This window comes from Quatrionicoccus australiensis (assembly GCF_020510525.1).
Taxonomy (GTDB): domain Bacteria; phylum Pseudomonadota; class Gammaproteobacteria; order Burkholderiales; family Rhodocyclaceae; genus Azonexus; species Azonexus australiensis_B.
On the sequence record NZ_CP075188.1, the window covers coordinates 1,048,094 to 1,072,358 of the forward strand.

A 24,265-nucleotide genomic window follows, 5' to 3' on the forward strand; every position below is an offset into this window, starting at 1 on the left:
GTCCCCGGCCCTACAGCGTCGGCAAGCCGGCGTAGCGGGTCCGGGCCAGGGCGTAGGGCAGGTGCACCGGCTGCGCCTTGGTCGTGCGCCGATTGATCATGCGCACCGTGAACGGCTCCATCCAGGCCCAGTACTCCTCGCGCAGTTCTTCCGGAAAGCCGGTCTCGACGATCGCCTGGTAGAGCTTCTCCAGCCAGATCTCGCGGCCGCGCTCGTCGATGCTGAACGGGAAATGCCGGGTACGCATGCAGGTGTTGCCGTTGGCCGGCGAGAACAGCGCGGGGCCGCCGCAGATTTCGACGACGTAATCGGCGATGCGCTCGACCAGGGCCGCGAATTCGGCATCGTCGGCGGCAAACAGGTGGCCGATGGCGCTCTGCCGGAGCAGGCCGTGGTGGTGCCGGACCAGTTCGCGCAGGCGTTCGGCGCCGGCGACGGCGAGCACGCGCGGCGAGGGAAAGGGCACTTCCGGCATTTTCATTTCATGGCTGGCCGGCACCCGGCGGCCGACCTCCGGCGTGCTGTTGTGAGCATGGCCGCCACAGCCGCAAACGTGGGCGGGCGGGTTTTGCGGAACGACGGGTGTGGTTGACTGACACATGGTGGTTCTCCTGGCTGGACGGTCGACGGTTGAAAAAAGGCAAAAATGTGTTGGCGGCGTTGCGCTGCCTTGTCCGGGCGGGCAAGCCGGTGGCGTGCGCTGCCACCGTGTTCATGCGCCGCCCGCGGCCTGCGGCCGAAAGGCGATGCACTGGCCGGCGTGGTCGTGCAGCACGGCGACCGGCACGCCGTACAGGCTTTCGATGGCGGCGGCGGTGACCACCTGCTGCGGCGGGCCGTCGGCGGCGATGCGGCCGTCGCGCAGGAGCAGGACGCGGCTCGAGGCGATCAGCGCGTGTTCCGGGTGATGCGTGGTCATCAGGATGCCGTAGCCTTCGCCGGCCAGCTGGCCAAGCCGCTCGAGCAGGCGGAGCTGGTGGCCGTAGTCGAGGCCGGTCGCCGGCTCGTCCATGATCAGCAGGCGGGCGCCCTGGGCCAGCGCGCGGCCGATCAGGCAGAGCTGGCGTTCGCCGCCGGAGATTTCGGTATACGGCCGTTCGGCCAGATGCGCGATGGCCAGGCGTTCGAGCACGGCAGCGACGGCGGCATGGTCGGCTGCGTTCGGCGCGCGAAAAAGGCTGCCGCCGGGCAGTCGACCGAGCAGCACGATGTCGCGCACCGAATAGGGAAAAGGCGTGACATGCACCTGCGGCACATAGGCCAGGTGGCGGGCCAGCTCGCGCCGGCGCCAGGCGGTCAACGTCCGGTTTTCGAGCAAAACCGTGCCGCGTTCGGGCGGCAGCAAGCCGAGCAGCAGGCGCAGCAGCGTGCTCTTGCCGGCACCGTTGGCGCCGAGCAGGGAGATCACTTCGCCGGGCGCCAGGTCGAAGTCGATGCCGCGCAGCACCGGGCGCCGGCGGTAGGAAAAATGCAGGTTGCGGACGGCGAGCTGCATCAGCCGACCCAGCCGCGCCGGGCGCGATGCAAAACCAGCAGGAAGGCCGGGATGCCGAGCAGTTCGGTGACGATGCCGATCGGCACTTCGGTGCTGCCGAGATTGCGCGCAATGCCGTCGGCGAGCAGCAGGAAGATGCCGCCCAGGCAGGCGCTGGCCGGCAGCAGGCGGGCATTGCCGGGGCCACTCAGGAGGCGGGCGACATGCGGCACGAGCAGGCCGACCCAGCCGATCATCCCGGCCAGCGACACGGTCAGCGCCGAAATCATCGTCGCCGCGCCGATCACCGCATAGCGCACCGTCTTGACCGGGATGCCCAGGGTTTGCGCTTCCTCGTCGCCCATCGCCAGCGCATCGAGCGTCCGGCCGAGGCCGCCGAGCACGACGATGCCGACCAGCATGGCCGGGGCAAGGCGCGCGACATCCTTCAATTCGGCGCTGGCCAGGCTGCCCATCAGCCAATAGACGATGGCCGGCAACTGGTTGTAGGGATCGGCGACGTACTTGACCAGCGACAGGACGGCCGTAAACAGCGCGCCGCTGATGATGCCGCCGAGCACCAGCATGACCATGCTGCCGCCGAACAGCGCGCCGATGCCGACGCCGATGGCGACGGCGAGCACGCCCATGGCGAAGGCGGCGAGCTGCATCACCCACCAGTTGCCGGAAAAGACCAGACCGAGCGCCGCACCGCTTGCCGCCCCGGCCAGCACGCCGAGCAGGCCGGGCGAGACGAGCGGGTTGCGGAACACTGCCTGGAAGGCGGCGCCCGAGATCGCCAGCGCGGCACCGACCAGCACGGCAGCAAGCACGCGCGGCAGGCGGATATCGATGATCAGGTTATGCAACAAGGCCTGGCGTTCCGGCGCCAGTTCGCTGAGCCCGAGCCGGGCGAGAAAAAAGTCCGCCACCTCCAGCGGAGGCAGCGGATAACGCCCAAGCGCGAGGGAGAGAAGCATGGCCCCGGCCAGCAGCACGACCAGAAACGGCAGCAGCGCCAGGCGGGGCAGACGGTACGGAGCGGGCATCAGTGGCGGACGGGCGGGAGCAGGCTGTCGAGTTGGGCATCCGTCGGCTGGGTGCCGAGGAAGAGCTGGTAGAACTCGCGCGTCTCGCGGCGCAGGTCGAGCGGATAGGCCTTGGGATAGAACAAACTGGCCAGCCATTGCACGCCGAGCACGCGCATCATCGACGGCGGGCGGTCCACCCAGTTGTGCGGCCAGCGCGGCACGACGTAGATGCGGCCGGCCTTGACCGCCGGCACGCCCTGCCAGCGCGGCTCGCCAAGCACCGCCGCGGCAAAGCCCTTTTCCTGGGTGACGATGACTTCCGGCGCAAAGGCCAGCACCTGTTCCAGGCTGATTCGCTCCATGCCCATGTGGTCCTTGGGTTCGCAGCGATAGACGTTGTAGCCGCCGGCCAGTTCGATGGCTTCGGTATGGAAGGAGCGGTGGCAGTCGGTGGCCAGGCCGTCCGGGCCTTCGGCGTAATAGACCTTGACGCGCTTGTTTTCGGGAATGGCGGTGACGACCTTGCTGACCTTGGCCAGGCGTTGTTCGATGTATTGCGCCTGGGCTTCGGCATTTTTCGCGTGGCCGAGCAGTTGACCGGTGTAGCGCAGCGCAGCCGGCCAGTCGGCGAGGACGTCGAGCTGGATGAAAACGACCGGCACGCCGATCTTGGCAAAGGCGCCCTCGATCTTCGCCTGGTCGATGAAGGGGCTCTTCCAGGCGAGCGCGATGTCCGGCTTCAGGGCGAGGATGGTTTCGGCATTCATCTGCTGCCCCATGCCGAAAATGCCGCCGACCACCGGCAGCGTCTGCAGGCGCGGCGGGAAAAATGCCCGGTTTTCATCGTTGACCGGAAAGCTCAGGCCGAGCATGGTTTCCGGCGCCACGGCGTGGAGCAGCACGTTGAGCGGTGGCGCCGAGCCGAAGACGCGTTCGATCTTGTCCGGCACATTGACCTTGCGGCCGGCCATGTCGGTGATTTCGCGGGCGCCGGCGAATTGCGCGAGGCAGAGGCCGGCGAGAAGCAGGAGGATTTTTCGCATGCTGATTTCCTTAGAGACTCAGGCTGAGGGTGGCGACCAGGGTGCGCGGCGCGCCGGGGTAGTAGATGGCGCCGCTCGCCGAGGTATTGACTTCGCTGGTGCTGACCTGGCCGATGTACTTGCGGTCGAACAGGTTGAGCGCGGCGAGCGCAAGCTGCCAGCGGCCGGGGCCGGCCTTGGCGCCGTAGCTGACGGTGAGGTCGGTGGTGCTGTAGGCGTCGAGGCGCTGGTCATAGTTGCTGGTCGACCAGCGTGGGCCGACGTACTGGACGACCGGGGCGACGCTGAAGCCACCGTGCTGCCAGAGGGCGCCGACATTGCCCATCCATTTCGGTACGTCGGGCAGTTGCTTGCCATCGACCGGCAGGACGGCGCCGGCCGTGGTCAGCACGTTTTCACGGAAGGTCGAGCGGCTGAACGAGAGCGCCGCGAACAACTGCAGGCTGCTGTAGGGCTTCCAGCCGGCGGCGAGCTGGAAGCCGCTGCCCTGGGTTTTGCCCACATTTTGCGAGTAGACCGTGTTGGTCGCCGAACTGAAGACGCTGACCGCTTTGTTGTTCGAACGCGAGAAGTAGATGGTCGGATCGAGATAGATATCGGCGAAACGGATGCGTGCGCCGATATCGAGGCTGGTCGAGGTTTCCGGCTTGAGCTGGTCCCAGTACTGCTGGCTGCTCGTGATGCTGCCGGCGAGGTTCTGGTTGAAAGCATCGAAGGACGGCGCGCCGATGTTCTTGCCGAGGCTGGCGTGCACTTCGACGGCTTCGTTGAATTGGTAGGAGAGGCCGGCCTGCGGCAGCCAGCTCGCGAAATCGCGGCTCGCCACGCTGCGCGCCGGATTCTTGACGGCGCGCGCCAGGGCTTCCTCGGCGGAAACGTCCCAACTCGCCCCGGCCGTTGCGGCGCCGGCGTTGTAGGCATCGATGCCGGGCAGTTTCTGGTAGGCATGGCGCAAGCCGCCGCTGAGCTGCAGCTTGCCGAACTGGTGTTCGGCCGTCAGGTAGGTGTTGGCGAATTCATAGCGGTCCACCACCTTGGAGAGCAGAGCCCATTGCTGGAAGACCAGCTTGCCGACGACGACGCTGTATTGCTTGCGCGTGGTCGGCGGGCCGGGCGGCTCGGTCGACGTCCAGGAATAGCCCAATTTGAAGCGGGTATCGGCCAGCGTCGTGCGCAGCTCGTTGGCGATGCCGTAGGTCGTGTGGTCGATCAGCCATTTCTGGACCTGCGTCGCCGTCGTGCCGGCATAGAGGTAATAGCCTTCCTCCTTGGCATAGTAGGGCTTGATGCTGAGCGAGGTGGTCGGCGAAAAGTCGTAGCTGATTTCGGCCAGCGCCGCCTGGTTGGTGAAATCCTGGCGGTTGTAGTCGTAGTAGTCCGAGGTCGTCGACTTGCTGCCGTAGTCGTAGCGCCGGTAATTGCCGAGATCGGTCGCCTGGGCGTAGGTCAGCGCCTTGTAATTGTTCTGCGCCTGCTCGTTGTGGGCCAGGGCCAGCTTGATCTTCAAATCGCCGGCCGTCTGTTGCACGGCCAGTTCGACGTTTCTCCGGTTGGACGGCGCATCGCCTTCACCGCGCCACTTGTCGGCGGAGGTATCCGAGGCCGACAGGAAAAAGGACGTACCGGTTGCCAGCAGGCCGCTGTCGATACGGGCAAAGCTGCGCCGGAAATTGTTCGAGCCAGCGCTGTAGGAAACATCGGCCTGGGCCGTGGCGCGCGGCCACAGCAAATGGCTGTCGATCGCGCCATAGACGTTGTACAGGCCCGGCCGGTCGGGCGAAACGGCGCCCTGCGCGAAGGTGATGCGGGCAATGTTCTCCTTGTCGAACAGGAAGAGATAGCCAGGGCCGGGGCCCGGGCCACCGAGCGAGAGGCCTTCGAGCGTGCCGGCGACGCCGTGCGTGCTGACCTCGCCGCGCACGCGCAAGCCCTTCTGGCCGCCCTGCATGTTGTTGAGGCCGTAGGCATCGGCCGTTGTCACCTTGACGCCCGGCACTTCGGCCAGCGCCGTGTAGGGATTGGTGCCGCCCGGCGTGTCGAACAGGCGCATGTTCTCCTGGCTGACCTGATAGACCGTTGACGGCGTGCTGGCATCCGGCTGTCCGGGCGCGATTTCCGGCTTGTTTGCCGTCACCGTGACGGTGTCGAGCACGGCTTCCTCGGCACCGGCCTGGCCGGCGGCGAATGCCGTTGCCAGGGCAAGGGCGAGCTTGCCCAGTCGTCCGGCCTGGTTGTTGTTTTTCCCCATTGCTGTTTCCCCTGTGTTGTTCAAAGCGATTGCAGGAAGGCGAGCAAGGCCTCCCGTTGATTTTTCGGTGTCGCGGCATAGCGCTGGCGGGCAATCCTGGCTTCGCCGTCGTGCCAGAGAATGGCTTCCTGCAGGTTGCGGGCGCGCCCGTCGTGCAGGTACTGGCTGTGCTCGTTGATCAGCGGCACCAGGCCGATGCCCCACAGTGGCGGCGTGCGCCACTGGCGGCCATTGGCCTGGTAGTCGGGGCGACCGTCGGCGAGGCCCCGGCCCATGTCGTGCAGCAGCAGGTCGGTATAGGGCGCGATCGTCTGGTTGGCGGTAAGCGGGAAGCGCTCGTTCGGACCGGTTTGCAGGCTGGGGCGGTGACAGGCGGTACAGCCGGAGTCAGCGAATACCTTGGCGCCGAGCGCGACTTGCGGATCGGTGGCATGGCGCTGCGGCGGCGCGGCGAGATTGGCGAGGTAGAACTCGACGGCGTCGAGATCGGCGTCGCTCAATTCCGGGTGGCCGCCGGACGGTGCCCGGCGGCAGGCCTTTTGTGCCGGCGTGCAGTTCTCGGCGGGAAACAGCGAGGATGTCATGCCGAGATCGCCCAACATGGCGCCGGCGCTTTGCTGGCGCAGGTTGGGCATGTTGGCCTTGAAGCCGAAGCGCCCGACGACGCTGCGTTGCGCCGCGGCATCCCATACCTCGTTGACGCTGCCCTTGACGCCGTCCGGCTTGGCTTCCGCAGCCATCGCCAGCAGCGTCGCCGCCGGCACGCTTTCGAGCAGTCCGAGGCCGTATACCGGCTGACCAACGCGCAGCGAATAGAGCATCTTGCCCGGCTTGCCGTAGGCCATGTCGGTGAAGCTGACTTGCGGTTTGCGCAGCGCGACCTTCTCGCCGCCGGCCAGGGTCTGCGGCGCCAGCTCGCGCCAACTGATGGCGGCACGGCCTTCGGCCGGCACGCCGGGAATGCCCTCGTCGTTCAACTGGCCGCCGTAGACCGGATGCGGCTTGGGACCACCATCGCCGGCGCGGCCGGGTACCGAGAGGCGGACCAGCATCGACAGCATGCGTTCGTCCGGGCCGTCCGGCGAGCGGCCGCGCCCGTTCTTCTGGTGGCAGGAGATGCAGGACAGCCGGTTGTAGAGCGGCCCCAGCCCGGCCGCCCGGTCGTTGGCCGGGGCGACCACCCAGCTTTGCCGGAAGACGCTGCGGCCGCGCAGGAAGAGTTCGCGGTCAGTCTCGCCCAGGCCGGGCAGGGGCTGGGTGTAGGCTTCGCGCAGGGCGATCTCCGGCTCGCCGGCCTGTGCCGGGCCGAACTGGTGGGCGAGTCCGGCGCCAAGTAACACATAGAGCAGGAAGCGTTGCTGCATGTTCACGCTCCCATTTCCTGCAGCAGGCGACCGGCCGCTGTCCGGTTGGCCTGGCTGCGTTCATGCCAGACCAGTTCGCTGGCCCCGGCGCTGCCTGGGTCGCTGCCTTCGAGGCGATTACGGAACTGGCGTTGCAGGGCCGGGTCATCGGCTTCGGCGGCACTGATCAAAGGGCTTTCCAGCAACTGGCGCGCAGCGGCCACGTTCTTGCCGGCCGCTTCGGCCCGGTGCAGGCGTTGCCAGAGTTCGACCAGTTCGCCGTGGCTGTTGATCAGCATCTGCTCGAACAAGGCGCTGAGCAGGCCGAGACGGTTGCGGCCGAGCTCGCCGTCGTAATCGAAGGCACCCTTCTCGGCAGCGGCGAAGGGATTGAAATAAGCGTCCGGCAGTTCGCGATAGACGGCCGGGCGTACCGGCAGCTTGTGGATGTCGCTGTGGGTGAGGATCTTCTGGCCGGCGGCGGACAGCACGAAGCGGGCGAAGGCGCGGGCACCCTCGGGGTTGCCGGCGCTTTTGGTGATTGCGATATGGGCCGGATTGATGCCGCCATGTGCCGGGTAGGCGAAGCGCAGCGGCGCGCCATTGGCGATCGCCGCGACGGCGAAGAAGTCGATCGACAGGCCGAGCGCGCGCCGGCCGCTGCCGACTTCATCGGTGACGAAGGTCGAGCCGCGATCCATCAGCGTGCCGGCATTGCCGGCGATGGCGCTCCAGGTCGCCCAGCCTTTTTCCCAGCCGTAGGCCTGGAGCAGGATGTCGACCATGACTGGCGCAAAACCGACGCGCGAGGGAATGGGTATGACGATCTGGCCGGCGTAGGCGGGGGCGGTCAGGTCGCGCCAGTCCTTCGGTTCGGCGAGGCCGAGCCTGGCCAGTGCGCCGGGATTGACGATAAAGCCGTAACCGGCCATCTCGGTTGCCGTGTACAGCCCGTTGGCGTCGCTCAGGCGCGCCTTGCCGATATTCTCGGGCAGGCCGTCGCGGGCGATGCCGAGCGGTTGCCAGGCGCCGTCGGCGGCGAGGGTCGCGAAGGTGCGCGGCGAGGCGCTCCAGTAAACATCGGCGCCGCCCTGCGCCGGCTGGCGCAGGTAGGGCAGGGCATCGTGCGGCATGCGCCAGACCAGTTGCAGCTTGTAGCGCGGATTGGCCTTTTCGAAGGCCGCCTCGAAGCGCGAGAAGGTTTCGTCGTTGTAGCTGGTGACGACGACCACCGGCTGGCGCCCGGTCGTCCGGGCGCTGGCGGCGAGCGGCGCGGCGAGCAGGCTGCCGAGGCCGGCGGCAGTGGCGAGAAAGCGGCGACGGCGTGGGTTGAGCAGGCTTTTCATGCGACCTCCCTAGAACTGGTAATTGGCGTTGGCAAACCACATGCGGCCGGGGGCGGGGAAGCCGTCGGCCAGGGAATAGTTTTCGTCGGTCAGGTTGGTGACGCCGGCTTCGAGACTGATTCCCTTGAGCGGCCGATACACGGCTTTCAGATTCAGCGTCGTGTAGCCGGCGAGCTTCACGGTGTTCGACGCCCAGCGGCCGCTGTTCATTTCCACGAAAGGAATGAGGTCGACCGTACCGATTGGCTTGATGACCGCGTAGGCGGTGAATTTGCTGTCCGGCACGTCGGTGATCTTGGTGGCCGGGGCGCTGACATTCTTCATGTCGAGATAGGTGTAGTTGAAGCCGGCATCGAGCCAGCCGGCGAGCGGCGTACGCAGGCCGAGTTCGAGGCCGCTGGTATGCACCTCGCCGACATTGCGCATCTGGCACTTGGCGCTGCTCGAGCACTTCGAGGCGACCGTGCCGACGAAGACCGACTGGATTTTGTCGTCGATCTCGCTGTAGAAGACGGCCGCCTCGGCCTTGGCGCCGGCCCACGGGCTGCCCTGGTAGCCGATTTCGTAATTGAGCGACTCTTCCTGCTGCAGCGCCGGATTCGGGAGATAGGTGCCGAGCTTGCCCGAGTAGCGATCCTTCAAGGTCGGCAGCCGGGTCTTCTGGGCGATCGTCGCGTAAAAGCGGGTGTTCGGCGTGAAGTCGTGGAAAAGGCCGATCTGGCCGTTGTCGGCTCGTTGTTTGCCGGGTAGCGGATAGCTGCCGTCGCTCTTGTACATGCGCTCGGCGCTCAGTTCGTGGTGTGCGTAGCCAATGGAGAGCAGCCATTTTTCAGCAAGCTGGATGTTGTCCTCGGCCGCAATCGAGAACAGCGTGTCTTCGAAATCGGCATTGAGCTGCGCGTTGGCATCGGTTTCCCGGTGTTTGTCAGTCTTGTAATGTGTGACCAGGCGCAGCGTGTTGTTGGCGATGCGGGTCGATTCCAGTTCGATTGAGCCGCCCGTGGTTTCATCGTCGTAGAGGCTGCGCCCGGTGCTGACCGAGCCCGATCCGCTGGTGCGCGGTACGCTGTAGGTGCCGTCGGTGTAGCTGTCGACTTCGTTCTTGAACTTGTCGAGATAGAGCCGGGTTTTCAAGGTTTCATGCTGGCCGAACACCGTCTTCGACAGGAAGTAGAGGCTCTCCTTGTCCCAGTACGGCCATTTCCAGTAGCGGGCGTCGGCCGGAATGGTCGAGGGCGGCTGCCCCTTTTCGCCGTCCTGCTTGATGTAGCTGAGCGCGTATTCGTCGCTGGCGTTGGGGGTCAGGCCGACCTTGAAGGAAAGCTTGCTGTCCTTGCGGTAGGAGTTCTCCCGCTTGCCGCCATTTTCCGTTGCGGTCGCCTTGAAGTCCTTGGACAGCGGGTAATAGTCGGCGTCGGCGTAGGATGCGCCGGCCTGGAGATACCACATGCCCTGATTGGAGCCGACATTGACCGAGGTCTTCCTTTCGTTGCCGGAGCCGAAACCGATGCTGACATCGCCTTCGAACGGCGTGCGCGGCTTGCGCGAGACGAGATTGATCGCGCCGCCGATCGCGTTCGGGCCGTAGGCGACCGAACTGAAACCCTTGACGACCTGGATGGCGCCCAGGTCGGCCGTGCTGAACCGGTTGTAATCGACATAACCGTCGTAGGGCACATAGACTGGGATGCCGTCGATGAAGAGCGGTGCCTGACGGGCGTCGTAGCCGCGCAGGTAGATCATTTTCTCGTTGCGTGTGCCCACCGACAGCGTGACGCCGGAGAGCAGGTTGACCGCGTCGCCGACATTCTCGCGATTGAAGGTTTGCATGTCCTGGCGGGTGATCAGCGAAGCGACCTGTTCTTCGCCGACGTCGCCGACCTGTTCCCGCTTGGCGCTGACCTGGATGGTGCCGAGTTCGAAGGCCCCTTCAGCAATGGCCTGGCCGCCGAGCAGGCTGTTGGCGATCAGTGCGGCCAGCAGCTTGCGGCGGATTTTTAGTCTGTGGTTCGGCATGTTGTTCCCCTGGTTTGTGAATTGGTTTTTTGGCTCAACGCGGCATGTCACTGGCGAAGGCGTAGAAGCTGCGTGGCTCGTCTGTCTGGCTGGTGCTGTTGCGGCGGTAGATCAGCCAGCGACCATCGCGCATCCGCCAGGCCGACATTTCCTCGCAATAGGTGACAACTTCGTAGAACTCCTCGTCGTCGTCACTGGCCAGGCTGGTCAGCAGGTAGTAATGCGAGGTGAAGCAGGGGCGGTCGTCGGCGTCGTAGCCGACGCTGCGCCCGGCGCTGATTTCGTATTCGCTGTATTGCTCGAAATAGAGCGGCGATTCGACGGCATCCAGCCACTCATGCGGGAGGTGGCTGCGCCATGCCGGCTTGCCTTGCAAGGTTCTTTTTCCGCGGGGCTGGCGGTTCGGCTGCCAGGGCTTCCTGGTATCGGCTTGGGGCAGGGTTTTCATTTCAAAATATAGCTGTCTATATAGCGATGCTTGTGGCTTCGCAAAAGGCATGCCCGGATGAATAAGGTGATTAGCCGTATTTTCGCCGGTGCTTTTATCCGTTATGTCGTTAACTACACAACGAATGTTGTTAATCCGACAGCGCGTGTGCGGTTTGCTTCATTCCGCCCCCTGGTGCGAAAGCTCTGTTGCCGGTGCGTTGCGAGTGCGCCATGAAGAGGCCGCCGGCTGCAGGCGGGGAGGGCGTTTGGCTGGTAAATTGATGTACTCTGACGCTGTCTTTGTTTTCCTCTGATCGAGTCAAACATGCTGCGAATCCTGTGTGCCTTTTTGCCCTTCGTTCTGGCCTTTCCGGCCCCTGTCCTGGCGCAGGACAACGTCTACCGCTTCTCCCCGGTCAACCAGTGGGATATCAACAAGACGGCGGCCTACTGGAACCCGATCATCAAGTACGTCAGCGACAAGAGCGGGGTCAGGCTTGAACTCAAGATCGGTCGCACGTCGGCCGACACGACGGCCTACGTGCTGGCGCAGGAGGTCGAATTCGTCTTCTCGAATCACCTGTTCAGCCCGGCGCGGGAAAAGCTGGGCTGGAAAGTCTTCGGTCGGCGCTGGACGCCGCCGCTTTCCGGCCAGATCGCGGTCCCGGAAGACTCCCCGATTACCCGGCTGGAGGAACTGAAGGGGCAGGAAGTCGTATTCGCCGGACCGGAGGCATTTGTTGGTTACAAGGTTCCCTACGGCTATCTGCTGTCGAAGAACATTGATGTCAGAAGCGTCTTTGCCGGTAACCAGAATGCCGCCTTCGCCCAGTTGTTTGCCGGCAAGGCCAAGGCTGTCGGCAGCAATTCGGCCCTGATCGATGGCTATACGACGCGGGAGGGCAAGCGTTTCCGCGTGTTGTGGACTTCCGAGTCGTATCACGATCTGGCCCTGATGGCGGCGAGCAAGGTGCCGGAAAAGGACGTGAAGGCGGTTGCTTCCGCCTTTGTCGGCATGCACCGCGATCCGGTGGGCAAGGCCATCCTGCAGCGTTCGTCGGAAGAGGTCGGGCTCGATCCGAAAGCCTATTTCCTGCCGGCTTCAGCGGCTGACTATGCTTCTTATCGCCGGTTCTACGAAAGTGCACCTGCAGCGCTGCGCTGAGTGTCGGCTATGAGTGTTTTGCGTCGCGTTCTGCCGCAATCCCTGATTGGGCGGGTGTACGCCCTCTATTCGGCCACCCTGTTGCTGTTTGTCGGTGGCAGCCTGGTGTTGTTTTATCAATACCAGTACAACGAAACCATCGAGGAGGCGCAGCGTTCGGCAACGATGCTGATCGAGGTGGTGGCGCAAACCGTTTCCGACAGTGCGGTGATCGGCGATTACGACACCATTCAGCGCACCCTCGACAAGTCCATCCTGCGTTCGCAGTTCGAGTCGGCCAAATTCATCGATCTGGCTGGCGGTGTGCTCAAAAGTGAAAACCCGCAGATGGCGCGGACCAAGGCGCCGGATTGGTTGCGCCAGCGGGTGGCCGATCAGCTGTATGACGTCAACCGAAACGTGGGGGCGGGTGGTGTCGATTACGGGGTGCTGCGCCTGGTGTTTGCCGTCGACAGCATCGCTGAAGGACTCTGGCAACTGATCCGGGTCGGCGTCAGCCTGGCCTTGTCCAGCCTGTTCGGTGGCCTCCTGCTGATCTGGTTTCCGCTGCGGCACTGGTTGGGGGCGCTGGAGCGCGTGCAAACCTTCGAGCGGGATTTCCGTCTTGATGCGAATGCCGCCGATGCGGCCCTGGTCGATGATTTGCCGCTCGAGTTCAGACCGGCTTTTGAAGTGCTGCAGCGTACTGCCGAGAGCCTGCGCACCGAACTTGCCGCCCGGGATCAGGCGCTGCACTCATTGCGCGAGATCGTCGCCAGCATGCTGCCGGTCAGCGAACTCGGTGCCGAACAGAAGACCGACGATATTGCCGTCCTCTCGAAAGTCATTGCCCGCATGGTCGCCGAGCGTGAAGCCAGTCGCCTCGAGTTGCAGCAGGCGAAGGAGGCGGCCGAGGCGGCGAGCCGTGCGAAGAGCGAGTTTCTCGCCAACATGAGTCATGAAATCCGTACGCCGATGAATGGCATCATCGGCATGACCGATCTTGTCCTCGATTCGGACATCAACCCCGAGCAGCGCGAGTTTGTCGGCATCGTCAAGACGTCGGCCGAGTCCTTGTTGACCATCATCAACGACATTCTCGACTTTTCGAAAATCGAGGCGGGCATGCTCTCGATCGAACGCGTGCCTTGCGAGTTGCGAAAAGTCATCGAGGCGTCGTTACAGCCGATGGAGCTGCTCGCCGCAGAAAAACATCTGGTCCTGCGTTCCGAAATCGCGCCGGATTTGCCGGTGAGCGTGGTTTGCGATCCGGTGCGTCTGCTGCAGATCCTGACCAATCTGCTCGGCAATGCGCTCAAGTTCACCGAGTCCGGCGAAGTTGTGGTCAGCATTGCCTGGTTCAATGACGCTGCGAGTTCCCGGCTGCTGCATTTCACGGTGCGCGATAGCGGCATAGGCATTCCGCCGGAACGGCTGGATCAGGTTTTCGATGCCTTTACCCAGGCTGACAATTCGACGACGCGCAAATATGGCGGTACCGGGCTGGGTCTGACGATCTGCCGCCGTCTCGTCGAGCTGTTGGGCGGGCGTATCTGGGTTGAGAGTCAGGTCGGGGTGGGCTGCCGCTTTCACTTCACCTTGCTGGTCGAGGCCCTGCCGCAGGAACTGCCGGTTTCCAGCTCGCCGGAGGCTGCAACGGGCAAAGCCGAAGTCCCGGATGTTTCGCTTTTGCCGGCCCAGCAATTGCTGCTGGTCGAGGACAACCCGGTCAACCAGCGTTTGGCGAGGACTTTGCTCGAGCGGCGCGGCTATCGCGTGACCCTTGCCGAAAATGGCCAGGAAGCGATTTCCGCCCTGGCCGGCAATGCTTTTTCTGCGATCCTGATGGATATGCAGATGCCGGTCATGGACGGGCTGGAGGCGACGCGCCGCATTCGCGCCGACGAGGCAGCTTCGGGCACGGGTCATGTGCCGATCATCGCGATGACAGCCAATGCCATGCAGGGCGACCGCGAGTTGTGCCTGGAAGCCGGGATGGATGATTACGTTTCCAAACCGATCAATGCCAGGCAGCTGTTTGATTGTCTCGCCCGCTGGGTTGGGCCGCAGAACTGAGTCGGTCAGGCGCCGAGGTCGGGCAGTTCAGGCGTCGAAATGAATCGCCAGGCTTTCGAGCAGCCTGGAGAGCGGCAGGTTTTCTTCGCTTTCCATGATGCCGGGCACCGGGTGCGGGTATTCGAGGAAGATGCCGTAGGTGCCGGCACGTTGGCCGTGCAGGTAGATGTGGGCGCGCAGCTTGTCGAGTTCGGTGTGGCGCAGGATGACGATCTGCGGATCGTTACCGGCGTCGGGTACGACGTCGCAGGCGCTGGCCAGTTGCGGTGCGAGCGCGACGAGAACCTTGCGGATCTCGCGTGCCTTGGGGGCGACCCAGGGGTTGATGTTCATCGCAGCAACTCCGGGGTGATCCGGGCCAGCCAGCGTTCGACACGTTCTTCGGTGAGCAGCGGCTGGTTGATCTGGTCGATGGCGAGGCCGAGGAATTCGTCGCCGTCGAGCGCCTGCGAAATGTTGAATTCGTAGCCGTCGACCGGCCAGCGGCCGATGACTGTCGCGCCGGCGGCGACGACGACATCGTGGATGAGGCCGATCGCGTCGACGAATTCGTCGGGGTATTTTTTCTGGTCGCCGAGGCCGAAGATGGCGACGATTTTGCCGCGCATGTCGGCGCCGGCCAGTTGCGGCAGGAACTCTTCCCAGCTCGGCTGGTTGAGGCCGGTCGACAGGCCGGGCAATTCGCCGGCGCCCAGCGTCGGGCTGCCGAGAATCAGCCGGTCATGGGCAAGAAAGTCGGCCAGCGTCGTGCGCCCGATATTGACCGGCGCCGCGGCTGCATCGCCCAGCTTCTTGGCGATCTGCTTGGCGAGCAGCCTAGTGCGGCCGGTGTCGGTGCCGAAAAAAATGCCGATGCTGGGCATGCTGGGTCAGGCGGCGACCAGCTTTTCCTGGGTCAGCTCTTCCGGCAGGCAGCCGACCGGGGCGCCGAGTACGCCTTCCGGGCCGTTTTCAAACTGGACCAGGTAGACGTGCTGGGTTTCGTCGGCTTCGGCGCGGCCGAACTGGATGATCATGCCGCGCATGCCGGCCGGCGCGATCAGGCCTTCCTCGTCGTCGATGCCAGGCATGCCGCCATCGTTGAGGATGTCCACGGCGGCATAGACCAGCTCGCCGATGTCGTATTTGTAATCTTCCATGATCTCAGCTCCAGACGTCGGGCGTGGCCAGCAGGCGCTGTACCGGCTGGTCGAACATCAGGTGCTCGTCGATGATCACGGCGACGTCTTCCGGCTTGACGTTGGTGTACATGATGCCGTCCGGGTAGACCAGCACGCTGGGGCCGACATGGCAGGGGCCGAGGCAGCCGGTGTTGGTCAGCGCAAAGCCCGAAGCCCACAGGTTGCGGGCCGTGAATTCATCGGAAAAGGCTTGCCAGGTCTGGCCGCAGCCTTTTTCCTGGCAGGAACCGCGCGGGTGACCGGCGGGGCGGCCCTGGACGCAGACGAAGACGTGTTTTTTGGGTTTTCCAGACATGGTGCTCTCCTTGTTGATGCAGAAGGCAATGCAAGGGTAGTGCCAGGCTTTAAATCCAATGAATTCAGTTGCTTGCGACCAATTGTCGATGTCGCTTTTGCGACAAGAGGACGCGCTGTTCAGTCAGTTGCCGCAAAGCGCTTGTTCAGCCAGCGGCCGATGTCGGCAATTTCCTCGATGCAGACCGAGTGCGGCATCGGGTAGTCATGCCACTCGATCGGGTAGTTCATCGCCTGCAGGTGGGCAAATGCCTGGCGCCCGAGTTGCAAGGGCACAACGTCGTCGTCCGTGCCGTGGCCGGCGAAAACCGGCGTTTCGCGGTTGGCGCTCAGTGCCGCATCGGTGAGCAGGCCGGGCGCCGGAATATAGGCGGACAGGGCGATGATGCCGGCCAGTCTTTCCGGATGCGTCAGGCCGGCGCTGTAGGCCATTGCGCCGCCTTGCGAAAAGCCGGCCAGCACGATGTTGCGACAGGGGATGCCGAGCTCGTTCTGGCGGGCGATCAGATCGCGGATGCGCGCAGCGCTCTGGCGGACGCCATCTTCATCGACCCCGCGGTCGATGCCATCGATGTAGGTGATGTCGTACCAGGCCGGCATCACATAGCCGTTGTTGCAGGTCACCGCCAGTTCCGGTGCGTGCGGAAATACGAAGCGCACGCGCAGTCCGGCGGGCAGGTCGAGGTGGGGAATGATCGGTGCGAAATCGCCGCCATCGGCGCCCAGACCGTGCAGCCAGATGACGGCGAATTCCGGATTGGCTGCGGTTTCGATTTCGATGGCGGGGAGCAGGGTGGGCATGGGCTGGTCTTTCGGCGTACGGTGGAGCGAGGCCGCATATTAACTTGCGTTTGCGCTGCCCGGACGGCTGGTTGTGCGCAGACTTCAATGCTATCGTCGTATCCTGTCCGGTGGCGTACGGGAAACAGGAGGGGCAATGGCGGAAAAACTGATGCGGCGGCGCTTGTTCATCCTCGCCTTCCTGCTATGGACGCTGACGCTCGCTGCCTCGGCGATCTGGAACCTGCACAATGCCGAGGTCCAGGTCATGAACATGGCCTATGCCGAGGCGCGTGCCAATCTCAACAAGGATCTGACGCTGCGCCGCTGGGGAACGATGCATGGCGGCGTCTATGTGCCGATTACGGCGACCCAGAAATCGGTGCCCTTTCTGGCGCATGTGCCCGGGCGCGACGTGACGACCAGCGACGGGCAGCAGCTGACCCTGCTCAATCCGGCCAGCATGCTGCGCCAGATGATGGATCTGTATGCCGACAGCTACGGCATCCGCGGCCGCATCACCGGCCTCAAGTACCTCAATCCGGGCAATGCGCCGGATGCCTGGGAAAAACTGCAGCTCGAAGCCTTCGTGCGCGGCGAGCGCAAGGAAGTCTGGGCGATCAACCAGATCGACGGCCAGCCCTACCTGCGCTACCTGCGCGCCATGTACATGGAGGAAGGGTGCAGCAAATGCCACGCCATTCTCGGTTACAAGACCGGCGACATGCGCGGCGCGACCGGTCTCAACCTGCCGCTGGCGCCTTACCTGGCGCAGATCGCCGAGTCGCGCCTGACCCTGGGGGCGAGTCATCTACTGATCTGGCTGCTCGGCATGGCCGGGCTGGCCTGGGTCGCCAGGCTGGTCGGGCGCTGGGCCGACGAGCGGGAAAAAGCGCAGGGCGAATTGCTGCGCCACCAGGAACATCTCGAGGCGCAGGTCGCCGAGCGCACCCGGGCCCTGACCGCGGCCAGGGACGAGGCCGAGGCAGCCAACCGGGCGAAGAGCACCTTCCTCGCCAACATCAGCCACGAAATCCGCACGCCGCTCAATGCGATCACCGGCATGGTGCACCTGCTGCAGCGCGGCGGGGCAACGCCGCAGCAGGCCGACCAGTTGCAGAAGATCGACAATGCCGGGCGGCATCTGCTGGAAATCATCAATGCCGTGCTCGAACTCTCCAAGATCGATGCCGGCAAGTTCGTGCTCGAGGAAAGCGAATTGTCGATTCCCGCCCTCGTCGCCAATGTCGTCTCGATCCAGCAGGAACGTGTCCAGGCCCGGCATCTTCGCCTGCTCACCGAGTGTTCCGGGCTCGAGCAGCGCCTGCTGGGCGACCCGACCCGGCTGCAGCAGGCGCTGCTCAATTACCTCAACAACGCGATCAAGTTCACGGCGGCCGGCAGCATTACACTGCGCGCCCTGCACCTCGGCGAGGATGGCGATTTTGTCATGGTCCGCTTCGAGGTCGAGGATACCGGGATCGGCATTCCGCCGGAGGTGGTCGGCCGCCTGTTTACCGACTTCGAGCAGGCCGACAACTCGACGACGCGGCAATACGGCGGCACCGGCCTCGGCCTCAGCATCACCCGCAAGATCGCCGAACTGATGGGCGGTGCGGCCGGGGTCAGCAGCACGCCCGGCGTGGGCAGCAATTTCTGGTTCACCGTCCGCCTGCGCAAGGGCGGGGCGCAGGCGGAAGGCCTCGCGGCGCCATCCGCCGATGCCGCCGAGGAAGTCCTGGCCCGCGAGTTTCGCGGCCGGCGCATCCTGCTGGCCGAGGACGAACCGGTCAACCAGGAAATCGCGCGTCTTTTGCTCGAGGAGGTCGGGTTGGTCGTCGAAACGGCGGAAGACGGCCGACAGGCGGTCGACCTGGCGCGCGAACGGCATTTCGACCTGGTCCTGATGGACATGCAGATGCCCAATATGGACGGCCTGGCTGCGGCGCAGGCGATCCGGGCACTGCCCGGCGGCGCGAAGCTGCGTATCCTGGCGATGACGGCGAATGCCTTCGACGACGACCGGCAGCGCTGTTTCGCCGCCGGCATGAACGATTTCGTCAGCAAGCCGGTTGATCCGCCGGTACTGTTTGCCGCATTGCTGCGGAATTTGCGGGCGGTGGATGCGGCCGGCTAGGCGAAACGGTATCCTTGCCGGATGCTGATCGAAAACGCACTTGCCGACATCGCGCTGCGCCTGGCCCGGGCCGAACGCGTCCTGTTCATCACCGGGGCCGGTATTTCGGCCGATTCAGGCCTGCCCACCTACCGTGGCGTCGGCGGTCTCTACAATGGCGAACATACCGAGGACGGCCTGGCGATCGAGGATGCGCTGTCCGGCGAGGTGTTCGCACTGCGCCCCGATATCACCTGGAAATACCTCGCCCAGATCGAGGAAAACTGCCGTGGCGCCCTTCCCAATCCGGCGCACCTGGCGATCGCCGAACTTGAGCGGCGGTTGGATCGGGTCACCGTGTTCACCCAGAACGTCGACGGCCTGCACCGCAAGGCCGGCAGCAGCGACGTGATCGAGATCCATGGCAACCTGCAGGAATTGTTCTGTACCGCCTGCGACTTTGCCGAGACGGTCGACCACCTGGCCGGGCACGAAATGCCGCCACGCTGTCCGCGCTGCGGCAGCGTGCTGCGCCCGAATGTCGTGCTGTTCGGCGAGGCACTGCCGGAGGCGGCCATGGAGCGTTTTCTTGACGCCCTCGATGCCGGTTTCGACATGGTGTTCACGATCGGCACTTCCGGCGTCTTTCCCTACATTGCCGAGCCGGTGGCGTGGGCTGCACAGTCGGGCATTCCGACGGTCGAGATCAATCCCCTGCAGACCCGCCTCAGCCCGATTGTCGATTACCACCTGCCACTGGGAGCCGCCGTGGCGATGCAGGCGCTGATGCAGAGACTGGGCGCGCCGGCCTGAGTGCTGCCGGCGCCCGGTCAGCGTGCGGCGTGGGTGCCGTGCTTTTCCCGCACCATGTCGTCGAGTGCGATGATCACGCCGTCGCTGCCCCGTTCGACTTCCTCGAAGGAAGAGAACAGCTGTTTCTGGATCGCAAAGTCGGTTTCCCAGCCGCTGCCCATCAATTCGAGCGCATGGTGCATGTTCTGGTGCACCCCGCGGTGCGGCGCGGCGATCTGCTTGAAGGCGCCGAGCCGGCCGAAGATGGACTGGGTGGTGTCGTTGCCCAGCCACTTGCCGAGGCGGCAGCCGGTTTCGCTGACCTTGATCGCCTGCGCATTGTCCGACTCGATGCCGCGATTGATCGCCATGTAGCCATTCTGCTTGTAGATGAAATGGTCGACCTTGGCCAGCGAGGCGAAACTGACGTCGTGCACGAAGCGGATCTGCGCCAGCGCCGTTGCCGATGAGGTGGCAACGTCGGCGAAGCGGCGGTCGAAGTCGCCGATCGTGCCGCGGGATTCCGAGGCGATGCCGCGCATTTCGTCCGAATTGGTCAGCATTTTCTCGGCATCGACCTGCAGGGTCTGCATGATCGCGGAGATTTCCGAAGAGGAAGTCTTCGAATGTTCGGCCAGCTTGCGTACCTCGTCGGCGACGACGGCAAAGCCGCGCCCGTGTTCGCCGGCACGGGCCGCTTCGATGGCGGCGTTGAGGGCAAGCAGGTTGGTCTGATCAGCGATGTTGGCAATCAGCTGCACCGAGCGGGCGACCTGTTCGCGGTGGCTGTTGAACTCGTTGATCGCCTGGCCGGTGTCCTCGATTTTTTCGACTAGGCGGTTCATCGCACTGACGACCTGGGTAATCGCGGCACTGCTTTCCTCGGCGGCACTGGAGTTGGCCTCCGAGATCGCGGCCAGCTCATCGGTGGCGGCGACGATGCCGAGCATGTCCTGCTGGCTGGTCTTCATGTTCTTCAGCAGGTTCTCGGCATTCAATTGGCCGAGGCGGGAAAGCAGGTTGTTGCGCATTTCCTGGTGATAGTTGTCGAGCAGGATGTCGAGCGAGCGGTTGCCGCCATCGACCGCGTCACGGAATACGCCGCGCAGGCTGCTGCTGTCGAGCTTCTGCTGGAACTGGTTGCTGCTGGCGGCTTCGAGTGCCTCGCGCTGGAGACGGAAGCAGCCTTCCATCTGGTCGAGCATGGCATTGACGTTGCTGCATACCCGGCCCAGTTCGTCGGTCCGGTGATTGTCGGGAATGCGGGTGCCGATCACGCCTTCGGCGATTTCGCCGGAAATGCGGGCGATGTGCTGCAGCGGCGTCAGCGCCACTTTCAGCTTGTGCAGGTAGAACAGGCCGCTGCCGATGCCGAAGCACATCAGCAGGAACATCCAGATCCCGTCGAGCAGTTGCCAGCCGTGCGTGGCCATGCCGATCAGGCCGGCAACGAGGAGCAGGACGTTGAGAAAGATGACTTCGAGCACGGCGCTCGAAAGGAAAGGGGTTCGCTGCATGGAGTTTGGGCCAAGGGGCAAAAATGTGGTGGATTGTCGCGGCGCAATGTTACCGCTTCGGGTCGAAAGGCCCGAAGCGGCTTGTTTTGCGTCGGATCAGAACTGCTTGACCTCGATATTCAGGGTCTGGATGCGGTAGGCGATCTGACGCGGGGTCATGCCGAGAATGCGGGCTGCCTTGGCCTGAACCCAGCCGGCCTGCTCGAGGGCGGCAATGACGCGTTCCTTCTCCGACAGGTTGGGGTCGTCAATGTCGATTTCCGAAAGCGGGCTGGATGCCGGATTGAAAACGGCACTGGAAACCGGGTTGACCGCTGGCGCAGAAAAGCCGCGTTGCGGTTTTGGCGAGCTGCGTTCGCGGCTGCTCGGAAAGCGGATCAGGTCGACATCGATCTTGCCGTCCTCGGAGAGCACGGCAGCGCGCTCCAGGCAGTTTTCCAGTTCGCGCACATTGCCCGGCCACTCGTAGTTGGCGAGTCGGCGATTCGCCATGTCGGTCAGGCTCAGCTTGCGTTTCTGGTCGTTGCCGATTTTGGCCAGCAGGTGGCGGGCAATCTCGGGAATATCCTCGATACGCTCGCGCAGCGGTGGCAGGAAGAGCGGCATGACGTTCAGGCGATAGAACAAGTCCTCGCGGAAATCGCCCATGTCGACAGCTGTCTCTAAATCGCGATGCGTGGCGGCGATGATGCGCACGTCGACCTTGATCGTCTTGCTGCCGCCGACCCGCTCGAACTCGCCTTCCTGCAGGATGCGCAGCAGTTTGGCCTGGAAAGGCGCCGAGACTTCGCCGATTTCATCGAGGAAAAGGGTGCCGCCGTGCGCCTGTTCGAAACGCCCCTTGCGCGATTCGACGGCGCCGGTGAAGGCGCCGCGCTCGTGGCCGAAGAGTTCGGATTCGAGCAGGTTTTCCGGTAGTGCGGCGCAGTTGAGCTTGACCAGCGCATTGCGCGCGCGCGGCGAGTTGTAGTGGATGGCGTTGGCGATCAGTTCCTTGCCGGTGCCGGTTTCACCGCGGATCAGTACGGTGGTGTTCCACTTGGCAACCAGGCGGGCCTGGTCGAAGACGCGGCGCATCACCGCCGAGCGGCCGACCATGCTGTCAAAGCCGAACTGGTGACGAACGGTGCGGCGTAGCAGGTCGCGTTCCTCGAGCAGGGTCGATTTTTCCTGGGCGACTTCGAGCGACAGGCGCAGGCTCTGACCAATCAGGTTGGCGACCATCTCGACGAACTGGGCGCGCTCCTCGAGCAGGCCGTCTTCCGGCTGTTCGGGTTGGACGGCAAGGACGCCCTGCAGGTTGCCGCCGACCTTGATCGGCACGGCGATGAAGGGCAGGTCGGGCTGGTAGACGCCCTGGCGATTCAGGAAGCGCGGTTCGTCGGCAACGCGTTCGAGCTTGATGGTGCGTTGCTTTTCCAGGACCAGGCCGATGATGCCTTCGCCAGGGCCGTACTGGACGTCGGCCAGATCGGGGCCGTCCGGGTTGTACAGGGTATGAATGCTGAGCTTGCCGCTTTCCGGGTTGACGACGCTGATCAGGCCGCGCGTCAGGCCGGCTTCGTCGTGCAGGACGCGCAGGACGTCGCGCAGTGTTTCCTTGAAGGCGAGCGAGCGGCTGAGCACCCGGCTGACCGCGTAGAGCGCGGCGAGCAGCAGGATGTTCAGCTCGTGCGTTCGACAGTAGCCGCCCGCGGGCGGGCACTCGTCAGCAGAATGGATGATGTGTTCGTGCATGCTGTTCCCTTTTTCTTTTTCTTAGATCGGGTCGCCGTCGAGACGGAATTCGACGATTGCCGCGCAACCGCCGCTCGGACTTTCTGCCAGATCGATGATGCCGCCGTGGTCGGCGACAACCTGCTGGGCGCGCGACAGGCCGGTGCCGATATGGCGGCCGCTGCCGTTTTTGGCGGTGAAGAAGGGTTCGAAGGCCTTGTGCCGCCATTCGTGCGGAATGCCCGGGCCGGTGTCGAGCACGGCAATCACCACGCAGTCGCGCTCGACGGCGCTGGTCAGGCTCAGTTCGCGGCGTTTCCAGCCCTTGATGTTCATCGCTTCGATGGCGTTATCGACCAGGGCCTTGAACAGCATGCGCAATTGCAGTGGACGGCCGATGATCGGCGGCAAGGTCGCGGCCGGTTGCCAGTCGACGATGACGCCCGCGGCAAGCAGGCGCGGCGTGCAGATTTCGAGGACGTCGCGCAGGATTTCGTTGATGTTGATGCGCACGGCGATTTCCTGCGGGCTTTGCGGGATGACCTGGCGCAGCATTTCCATGTGTTCGCGGCTGGCGGCCAGGGCCTGCTGCAGCACGCCGGCGCTGGCCGGGTCGCGGCGTTGCAGCACGGAAGCAGCCGAGGCCATGACATTCATCGGTTCTTCGAGACGGAAGATGGCGGCCGAGAGGCCTTCGCGGATCGCCGCGGTGCGCTCCTCGTCGGCCAGCACGGCCTGGAGCACGGCGGCGCGCGCCTTTTCCTGCTCTTCGCGCAGGGAGGTGATGTCGGAAATGACCAGCAGCAGGCCCGGCTTGCCGCCGGTGTGGAGATAGCTGTCGGCTTCGTCGCCGTGCATCTCGATCACCGATGAGCTGACCGACAGCCAGCGCGGGCGGCCGGCGGCACGGTCGATACGCGCTTCGCGGCTGACAAAGCCGCATTTGCCGGGGGCGCTGGCCAGGCTTCCCAGCCAGTTCGGCATCACGCTGTCGAGCAGGGTGTGGGCCGGCTCCTTGACGCGCAGGTCGCTGACCAGCTTCTTGTATTCCTGGTTGTCGAGAATGACACGACCTTTCTGGTCGAGCAGGGCAAAAGCCATCGGAGCGGAATCGACGACCGATTCGATCAGTTGCTTCTGGTTGAGCACCATGCTTTCCAGGCGGCGCATCTCGGTGATGTCGCGGTGCATGCCGAGGAAGTGCGTGGTCTTGCCCTTGCTGTCCACGACCGGCGAGATGTGCAGTTCGGCGAGATAGCGTTCGCCGCCTTTCCTGACATTGAGCAGCTTGCCGGTCCACGGCCGCTGGGCGGCCAATTCGCCCCACATCGACTTGTACAGCTCGGGCGGGGTGGTGTGATTGGAGAGTACGGACTCGTTCTGGCCGATGATTTCGTCGGGGGTGTAGCCGGTGACGCGGGCAAAGGCTTCGTTGGCGAAGAGGATGTTGGCCTTGGGATCGGTGATCGAAATCGCCAGATCCGCCTGGTCGACCGCCTGGCGATAGGCCTCGGGCGGCAGTTCCGTCTTTTGCGCGTTGGGTGCCTGGGCACTGGGGACAGCCGACATGGTCATGCTCCTGATTAGTACGTTTGGTCTGGTCGTATGGGTGTTTGCTCCGTAATAAGCAGGTTCCGTGCCGCTCGCTGCAGGTCGTGGCGAAGGCGGCTTGCCGTCAGGCTTGCGGAGCAAATGCGACGAAATTCGTGTCGTCTTTGC

The 24,265-nt window shown here is 64.3% G+C and carries 21 protein-coding genes; 4 read left to right on the plus strand and 17 right to left on the minus strand.

Features of this window, described 5'->3' with window-relative positions; translation table 11 throughout:
- Positions 1–10: 10 nt before the first annotated feature.
- From KI612_RS05115 to KI612_RS05155, 9 genes are all read right to left on the minus strand, one after another.
- On the minus strand, positions 11–601 hold the full coding sequence (locus tag KI612_RS05115; protein ID WP_226442750.1) for a globin domain-containing protein: 591 nt from the start codon (positions 599–601) through the stop codon (positions 11–13).
- A gap of 111 nt (positions 602–712) precedes the next feature.
- A complete protein-coding gene (locus KI612_RS05120; protein WP_226442751.1) occupies positions 713–1,495 on the minus strand; it encodes an ABC transporter ATP-binding protein in 783 nt (260 codons plus the stop codon).
- Complete coding sequence (locus KI612_RS05125; RefSeq protein WP_226442752.1) at positions 1,495–2,523, minus strand: FecCD family ABC transporter permease; 1,029 nt, start codon at positions 2,521–2,523, stop codon at positions 1,495–1,497. The genes KI612_RS05120 and KI612_RS05125 overlap by 1 nt, the downstream gene beginning before the upstream one ends.
- A complete protein-coding gene (locus tag KI612_RS05130) occupies positions 2,523–3,548 on the minus strand; it encodes an ABC transporter substrate-binding protein (RefSeq protein ID WP_226442753.1) in 1,026 nt (341 codons plus the stop codon). Before KI612_RS05130 ends, KI612_RS05125 begins: the two co-directional genes overlap by 1 nt.
- Positions 3,549–3,558: 10 nt before the next feature.
- A complete protein-coding gene (locus KI612_RS05135; RefSeq protein WP_226442754.1) occupies positions 3,559–5,796 on the minus strand; it encodes a TonB-dependent receptor in 2,238 nt (745 codons plus the stop codon).
- A gap of 20 nt (positions 5,797–5,816) precedes the next feature.
- A complete protein-coding gene (locus KI612_RS05140) occupies positions 5,817–7,160 on the minus strand; it encodes a di-heme oxidoreductase family protein (RefSeq protein WP_226444151.1) in 1,344 nt (447 codons plus the stop codon).
- Positions 7,161–7,162: 2 nt separating this feature from the next.
- Positions 7,163–8,485 (minus strand): ABC transporter substrate-binding protein, encoded by a 1,323-nt coding sequence (locus tag KI612_RS05145; protein ID WP_226442755.1) that lies wholly within the window; start codon positions 8,483–8,485, stop codon positions 7,163–7,165.
- Between the two features lie 9 nt (positions 8,486–8,494).
- Positions 8,495–10,501 carry a TonB-dependent receptor plug domain-containing protein gene (locus tag KI612_RS05150; protein ID WP_226442756.1) on the minus strand — a complete coding sequence of 669 codons (2,007 nt, stop codon included), beginning with the start codon at positions 10,499–10,501 and terminating at the stop codon, positions 8,495–8,497.
- A gap of 34 nt (positions 10,502–10,535) precedes the next feature.
- Positions 10,536–10,877 (minus strand): hypothetical protein, encoded by a 342-nt coding sequence (locus KI612_RS05155; RefSeq protein ID WP_226442757.1) that lies wholly within the window; start codon positions 10,875–10,877, stop codon positions 10,536–10,538.
- Between the two features lie 378 nt (positions 10,878–11,255).
- Here KI612_RS05155 and KI612_RS05160 point away from each other — a divergent pair, with 378 nt between their 5' ends.
- Positions 11,256–12,095 (plus strand): phosphate/phosphite/phosphonate ABC transporter substrate-binding protein, encoded by an 840-nt coding sequence (locus tag KI612_RS05160; RefSeq protein ID WP_226442758.1) that lies wholly within the window; start codon positions 11,256–11,258, stop codon positions 12,093–12,095.
- 9 nt (positions 12,096–12,104) lie between these two features.
- Complete coding sequence (locus tag KI612_RS05165) at positions 12,105–14,150, plus strand: ATP-binding protein (RefSeq protein WP_226442759.1); 2,046 nt, start codon at positions 12,105–12,107, stop codon at positions 14,148–14,150.
- Between the two features lie 27 nt (positions 14,151–14,177).
- Here the strand turns inward: KI612_RS05165 and KI612_RS05170 are convergent, their stop codons facing one another.
- The 5 genes from KI612_RS05170 to KI612_RS05190 form a co-directional block, all read right to left on the minus strand.
- On the minus strand, positions 14,178–14,483 hold the full coding sequence (locus KI612_RS05170) for a hypothetical protein (RefSeq protein WP_226442760.1): 306 nt from the start codon (positions 14,481–14,483) through the stop codon (positions 14,178–14,180).
- Positions 14,480–15,013, minus strand: a complete 534-nt coding sequence (locus tag KI612_RS05175; protein WP_226442761.1) for a flavodoxin — start codon at positions 15,011–15,013, stop codon at positions 14,480–14,482. Before KI612_RS05175 ends, KI612_RS05170 begins: the two co-directional genes overlap by 4 nt.
- 6 nt (positions 15,014–15,019) lie before the next feature.
- Positions 15,020–15,289: a nitrogen fixation protein NifZ gene (locus KI612_RS05180; RefSeq protein WP_226442762.1), complete on the minus strand. Its 270-nt coding sequence runs from the start codon at positions 15,287–15,289 to the stop codon at positions 15,020–15,022.
- A gap of 4 nt (positions 15,290–15,293) precedes the next feature.
- Positions 15,294–15,626, minus strand: a complete 333-nt coding sequence (locus KI612_RS05185; protein WP_226442763.1) for a (2Fe-2S) ferredoxin domain-containing protein — start codon at positions 15,624–15,626, stop codon at positions 15,294–15,296.
- A gap of 119 nt (positions 15,627–15,745) precedes the next feature.
- Positions 15,746–16,426 carry an alpha/beta hydrolase gene (locus KI612_RS05190; protein WP_226442764.1) on the minus strand — a complete coding sequence of 227 codons (681 nt, stop codon included), beginning with the start codon at positions 16,424–16,426 and terminating at the stop codon, positions 15,746–15,748.
- A 136-nt stretch (positions 16,427–16,562) separates the two neighbouring features.
- On the opposite strand from KI612_RS05190, the gene KI612_RS05195 reads away from it, so the two are divergent.
- Together KI612_RS05195 and KI612_RS05200 are read left to right on the plus strand one after the other, a co-directional pair.
- Entirely contained in the window at positions 16,563–18,542 is a 1,980-nt protein-coding gene (locus KI612_RS05195; protein ID WP_226442765.1) for a response regulator, read from the plus strand.
- Between the two features lie 21 nt (positions 18,543–18,563).
- Positions 18,564–19,334, plus strand: a complete 771-nt coding sequence (locus tag KI612_RS05200) for an NAD-dependent deacylase (RefSeq protein ID WP_226442766.1) — start codon at positions 18,564–18,566, stop codon at positions 19,332–19,334.
- Positions 19,335–19,351: 17 nt separating this feature from the next.
- Here KI612_RS05200 and KI612_RS05205 read toward each other — a convergent pair whose 3' ends face one another.
- The 3 genes from KI612_RS05205 to nifL all read right to left on the minus strand — a co-directional run bounded on the left by KI612_RS05205 (position 19,352) and on the right by nifL (position 24,115).
- Positions 19,352–20,830, minus strand: coding sequence for a methyl-accepting chemotaxis protein (locus tag KI612_RS05205; RefSeq protein ID WP_226442767.1), 1,479 nt, complete (start codon positions 20,828–20,830; stop codon positions 19,352–19,354).
- 96 nt (positions 20,831–20,926) lie between these two features.
- Positions 20,927–22,567, minus strand: coding sequence for a nif-specific transcriptional activator NifA (gene nifA, locus KI612_RS05210; protein WP_226442768.1), 1,641 nt, complete (start codon positions 22,565–22,567; stop codon positions 20,927–20,929).
- A gap of 21 nt (positions 22,568–22,588) precedes the next feature.
- The gene (gene nifL, locus KI612_RS05215) at positions 22,589–24,115 is read right to left on the minus strand and encodes a nitrogen fixation negative regulator NifL (RefSeq protein WP_226442769.1); all 1,527 of its coding nucleotides are present in this window, start codon (positions 24,113–24,115) and stop codon (positions 22,589–22,591) included.
- Positions 24,116–24,265 lie beyond the last annotated feature (150 nt).

Bases quoted from the DNA above. Each gene is read 5' to 3' on its own strand.
- KI612_RS05115 (WP_226442750.1), bottom strand. From the start codon at position 601: ATGTGTCAGTCAACCACACCCGTCGTTCCGCAAAACCCGCCCGCCCAC.
- KI612_RS05120 (WP_226442751.1), bottom strand. From the start codon at position 1,495: ATGCAGCTCGCCGTCCGCAACCTGCATTTTTCCTACCGCCGGCGCCCG.
- KI612_RS05125 (WP_226442752.1), bottom strand. From the start codon at position 2,523: ATGCCCGCTCCGTACCGTCTGCCCCGCCTGGCGCTGCTGCCGTTTCTG.
- KI612_RS05130 (WP_226442753.1), bottom strand. From the start codon at position 3,548: ATGCGAAAAATCCTCCTGCTTCTCGCCGGCCTCTGCCTCGCGCAATTC.
- KI612_RS05135 (WP_226442754.1), bottom strand. From the start codon at position 5,796: ATGGGGAAAAACAACAACCAGGCCGGACGACTGGGCAAGCTCGCCCTT.
- KI612_RS05140 (WP_226444151.1), bottom strand. From the start codon at position 7,160: ATGCAGCAACGCTTCCTGCTCTATGTGTTACTTGGCGCCGGACTCGCC.
- KI612_RS05145 (WP_226442755.1), bottom strand. From the start codon at position 8,485: ATGAAAAGCCTGCTCAACCCACGCCGTCGCCGCTTTCTCGCCACTGCC.
- KI612_RS05150 (WP_226442756.1), bottom strand. From the start codon at position 10,501: ATGCCGAACCACAGACTAAAAATCCGCCGCAAGCTGCTGGCCGCACTG.
- KI612_RS05160 (WP_226442758.1), top strand. From the start codon at position 11,256: ATGCTGCGAATCCTGTGTGCCTTTTTGCCCTTCGTTCTGGCCTTTCCG.
- KI612_RS05165 (WP_226442759.1), top strand. From the start codon at position 12,105: ATGAGTGTTTTGCGTCGCGTTCTGCCGCAATCCCTGATTGGGCGGGTG.
- KI612_RS05170 (WP_226442760.1), bottom strand. From the start codon at position 14,483: ATGAACATCAACCCCTGGGTCGCCCCCAAGGCACGCGAGATCCGCAAG.
- KI612_RS05175 (WP_226442761.1), bottom strand. From the start codon at position 15,013: ATGCCCAGCATCGGCATTTTTTTCGGCACCGACACCGGCCGCACTAGG.
- KI612_RS05180 (WP_226442762.1), bottom strand. From the start codon at position 15,289: ATGGAAGATTACAAATACGACATCGGCGAGCTGGTCTATGCCGCCGTG.
- KI612_RS05185 (WP_226442763.1), bottom strand. From the start codon at position 15,626: ATGTCTGGAAAACCCAAAAAACACGTCTTCGTCTGCGTCCAGGGCCGC.
- KI612_RS05190 (WP_226442764.1), bottom strand. From the start codon at position 16,426: ATGCCCACCCTGCTCCCCGCCATCGAAATCGAAACCGCAGCCAATCCG.
- KI612_RS05195 (WP_226442765.1), top strand. From the start codon at position 16,563: ATGGCGGAAAAACTGATGCGGCGGCGCTTGTTCATCCTCGCCTTCCTG.
- KI612_RS05200 (WP_226442766.1), top strand. From the start codon at position 18,564: ATGCTGATCGAAAACGCACTTGCCGACATCGCGCTGCGCCTGGCCCGG.
- KI612_RS05205 (WP_226442767.1), bottom strand. From the start codon at position 20,830: ATGCAGCGAACCCCTTTCCTTTCGAGCGCCGTGCTCGAAGTCATCTTT.
- nifA (WP_226442768.1), bottom strand. From the start codon at position 22,567: ATGCACGAACACATCATCCATTCTGCTGACGAGTGCCCGCCCGCGGGC.
- nifL (WP_226442769.1), bottom strand. From the start codon at position 24,115: ATGTCGGCTGTCCCCAGTGCCCAGGCACCCAACGCGCAAAAGACGGAA.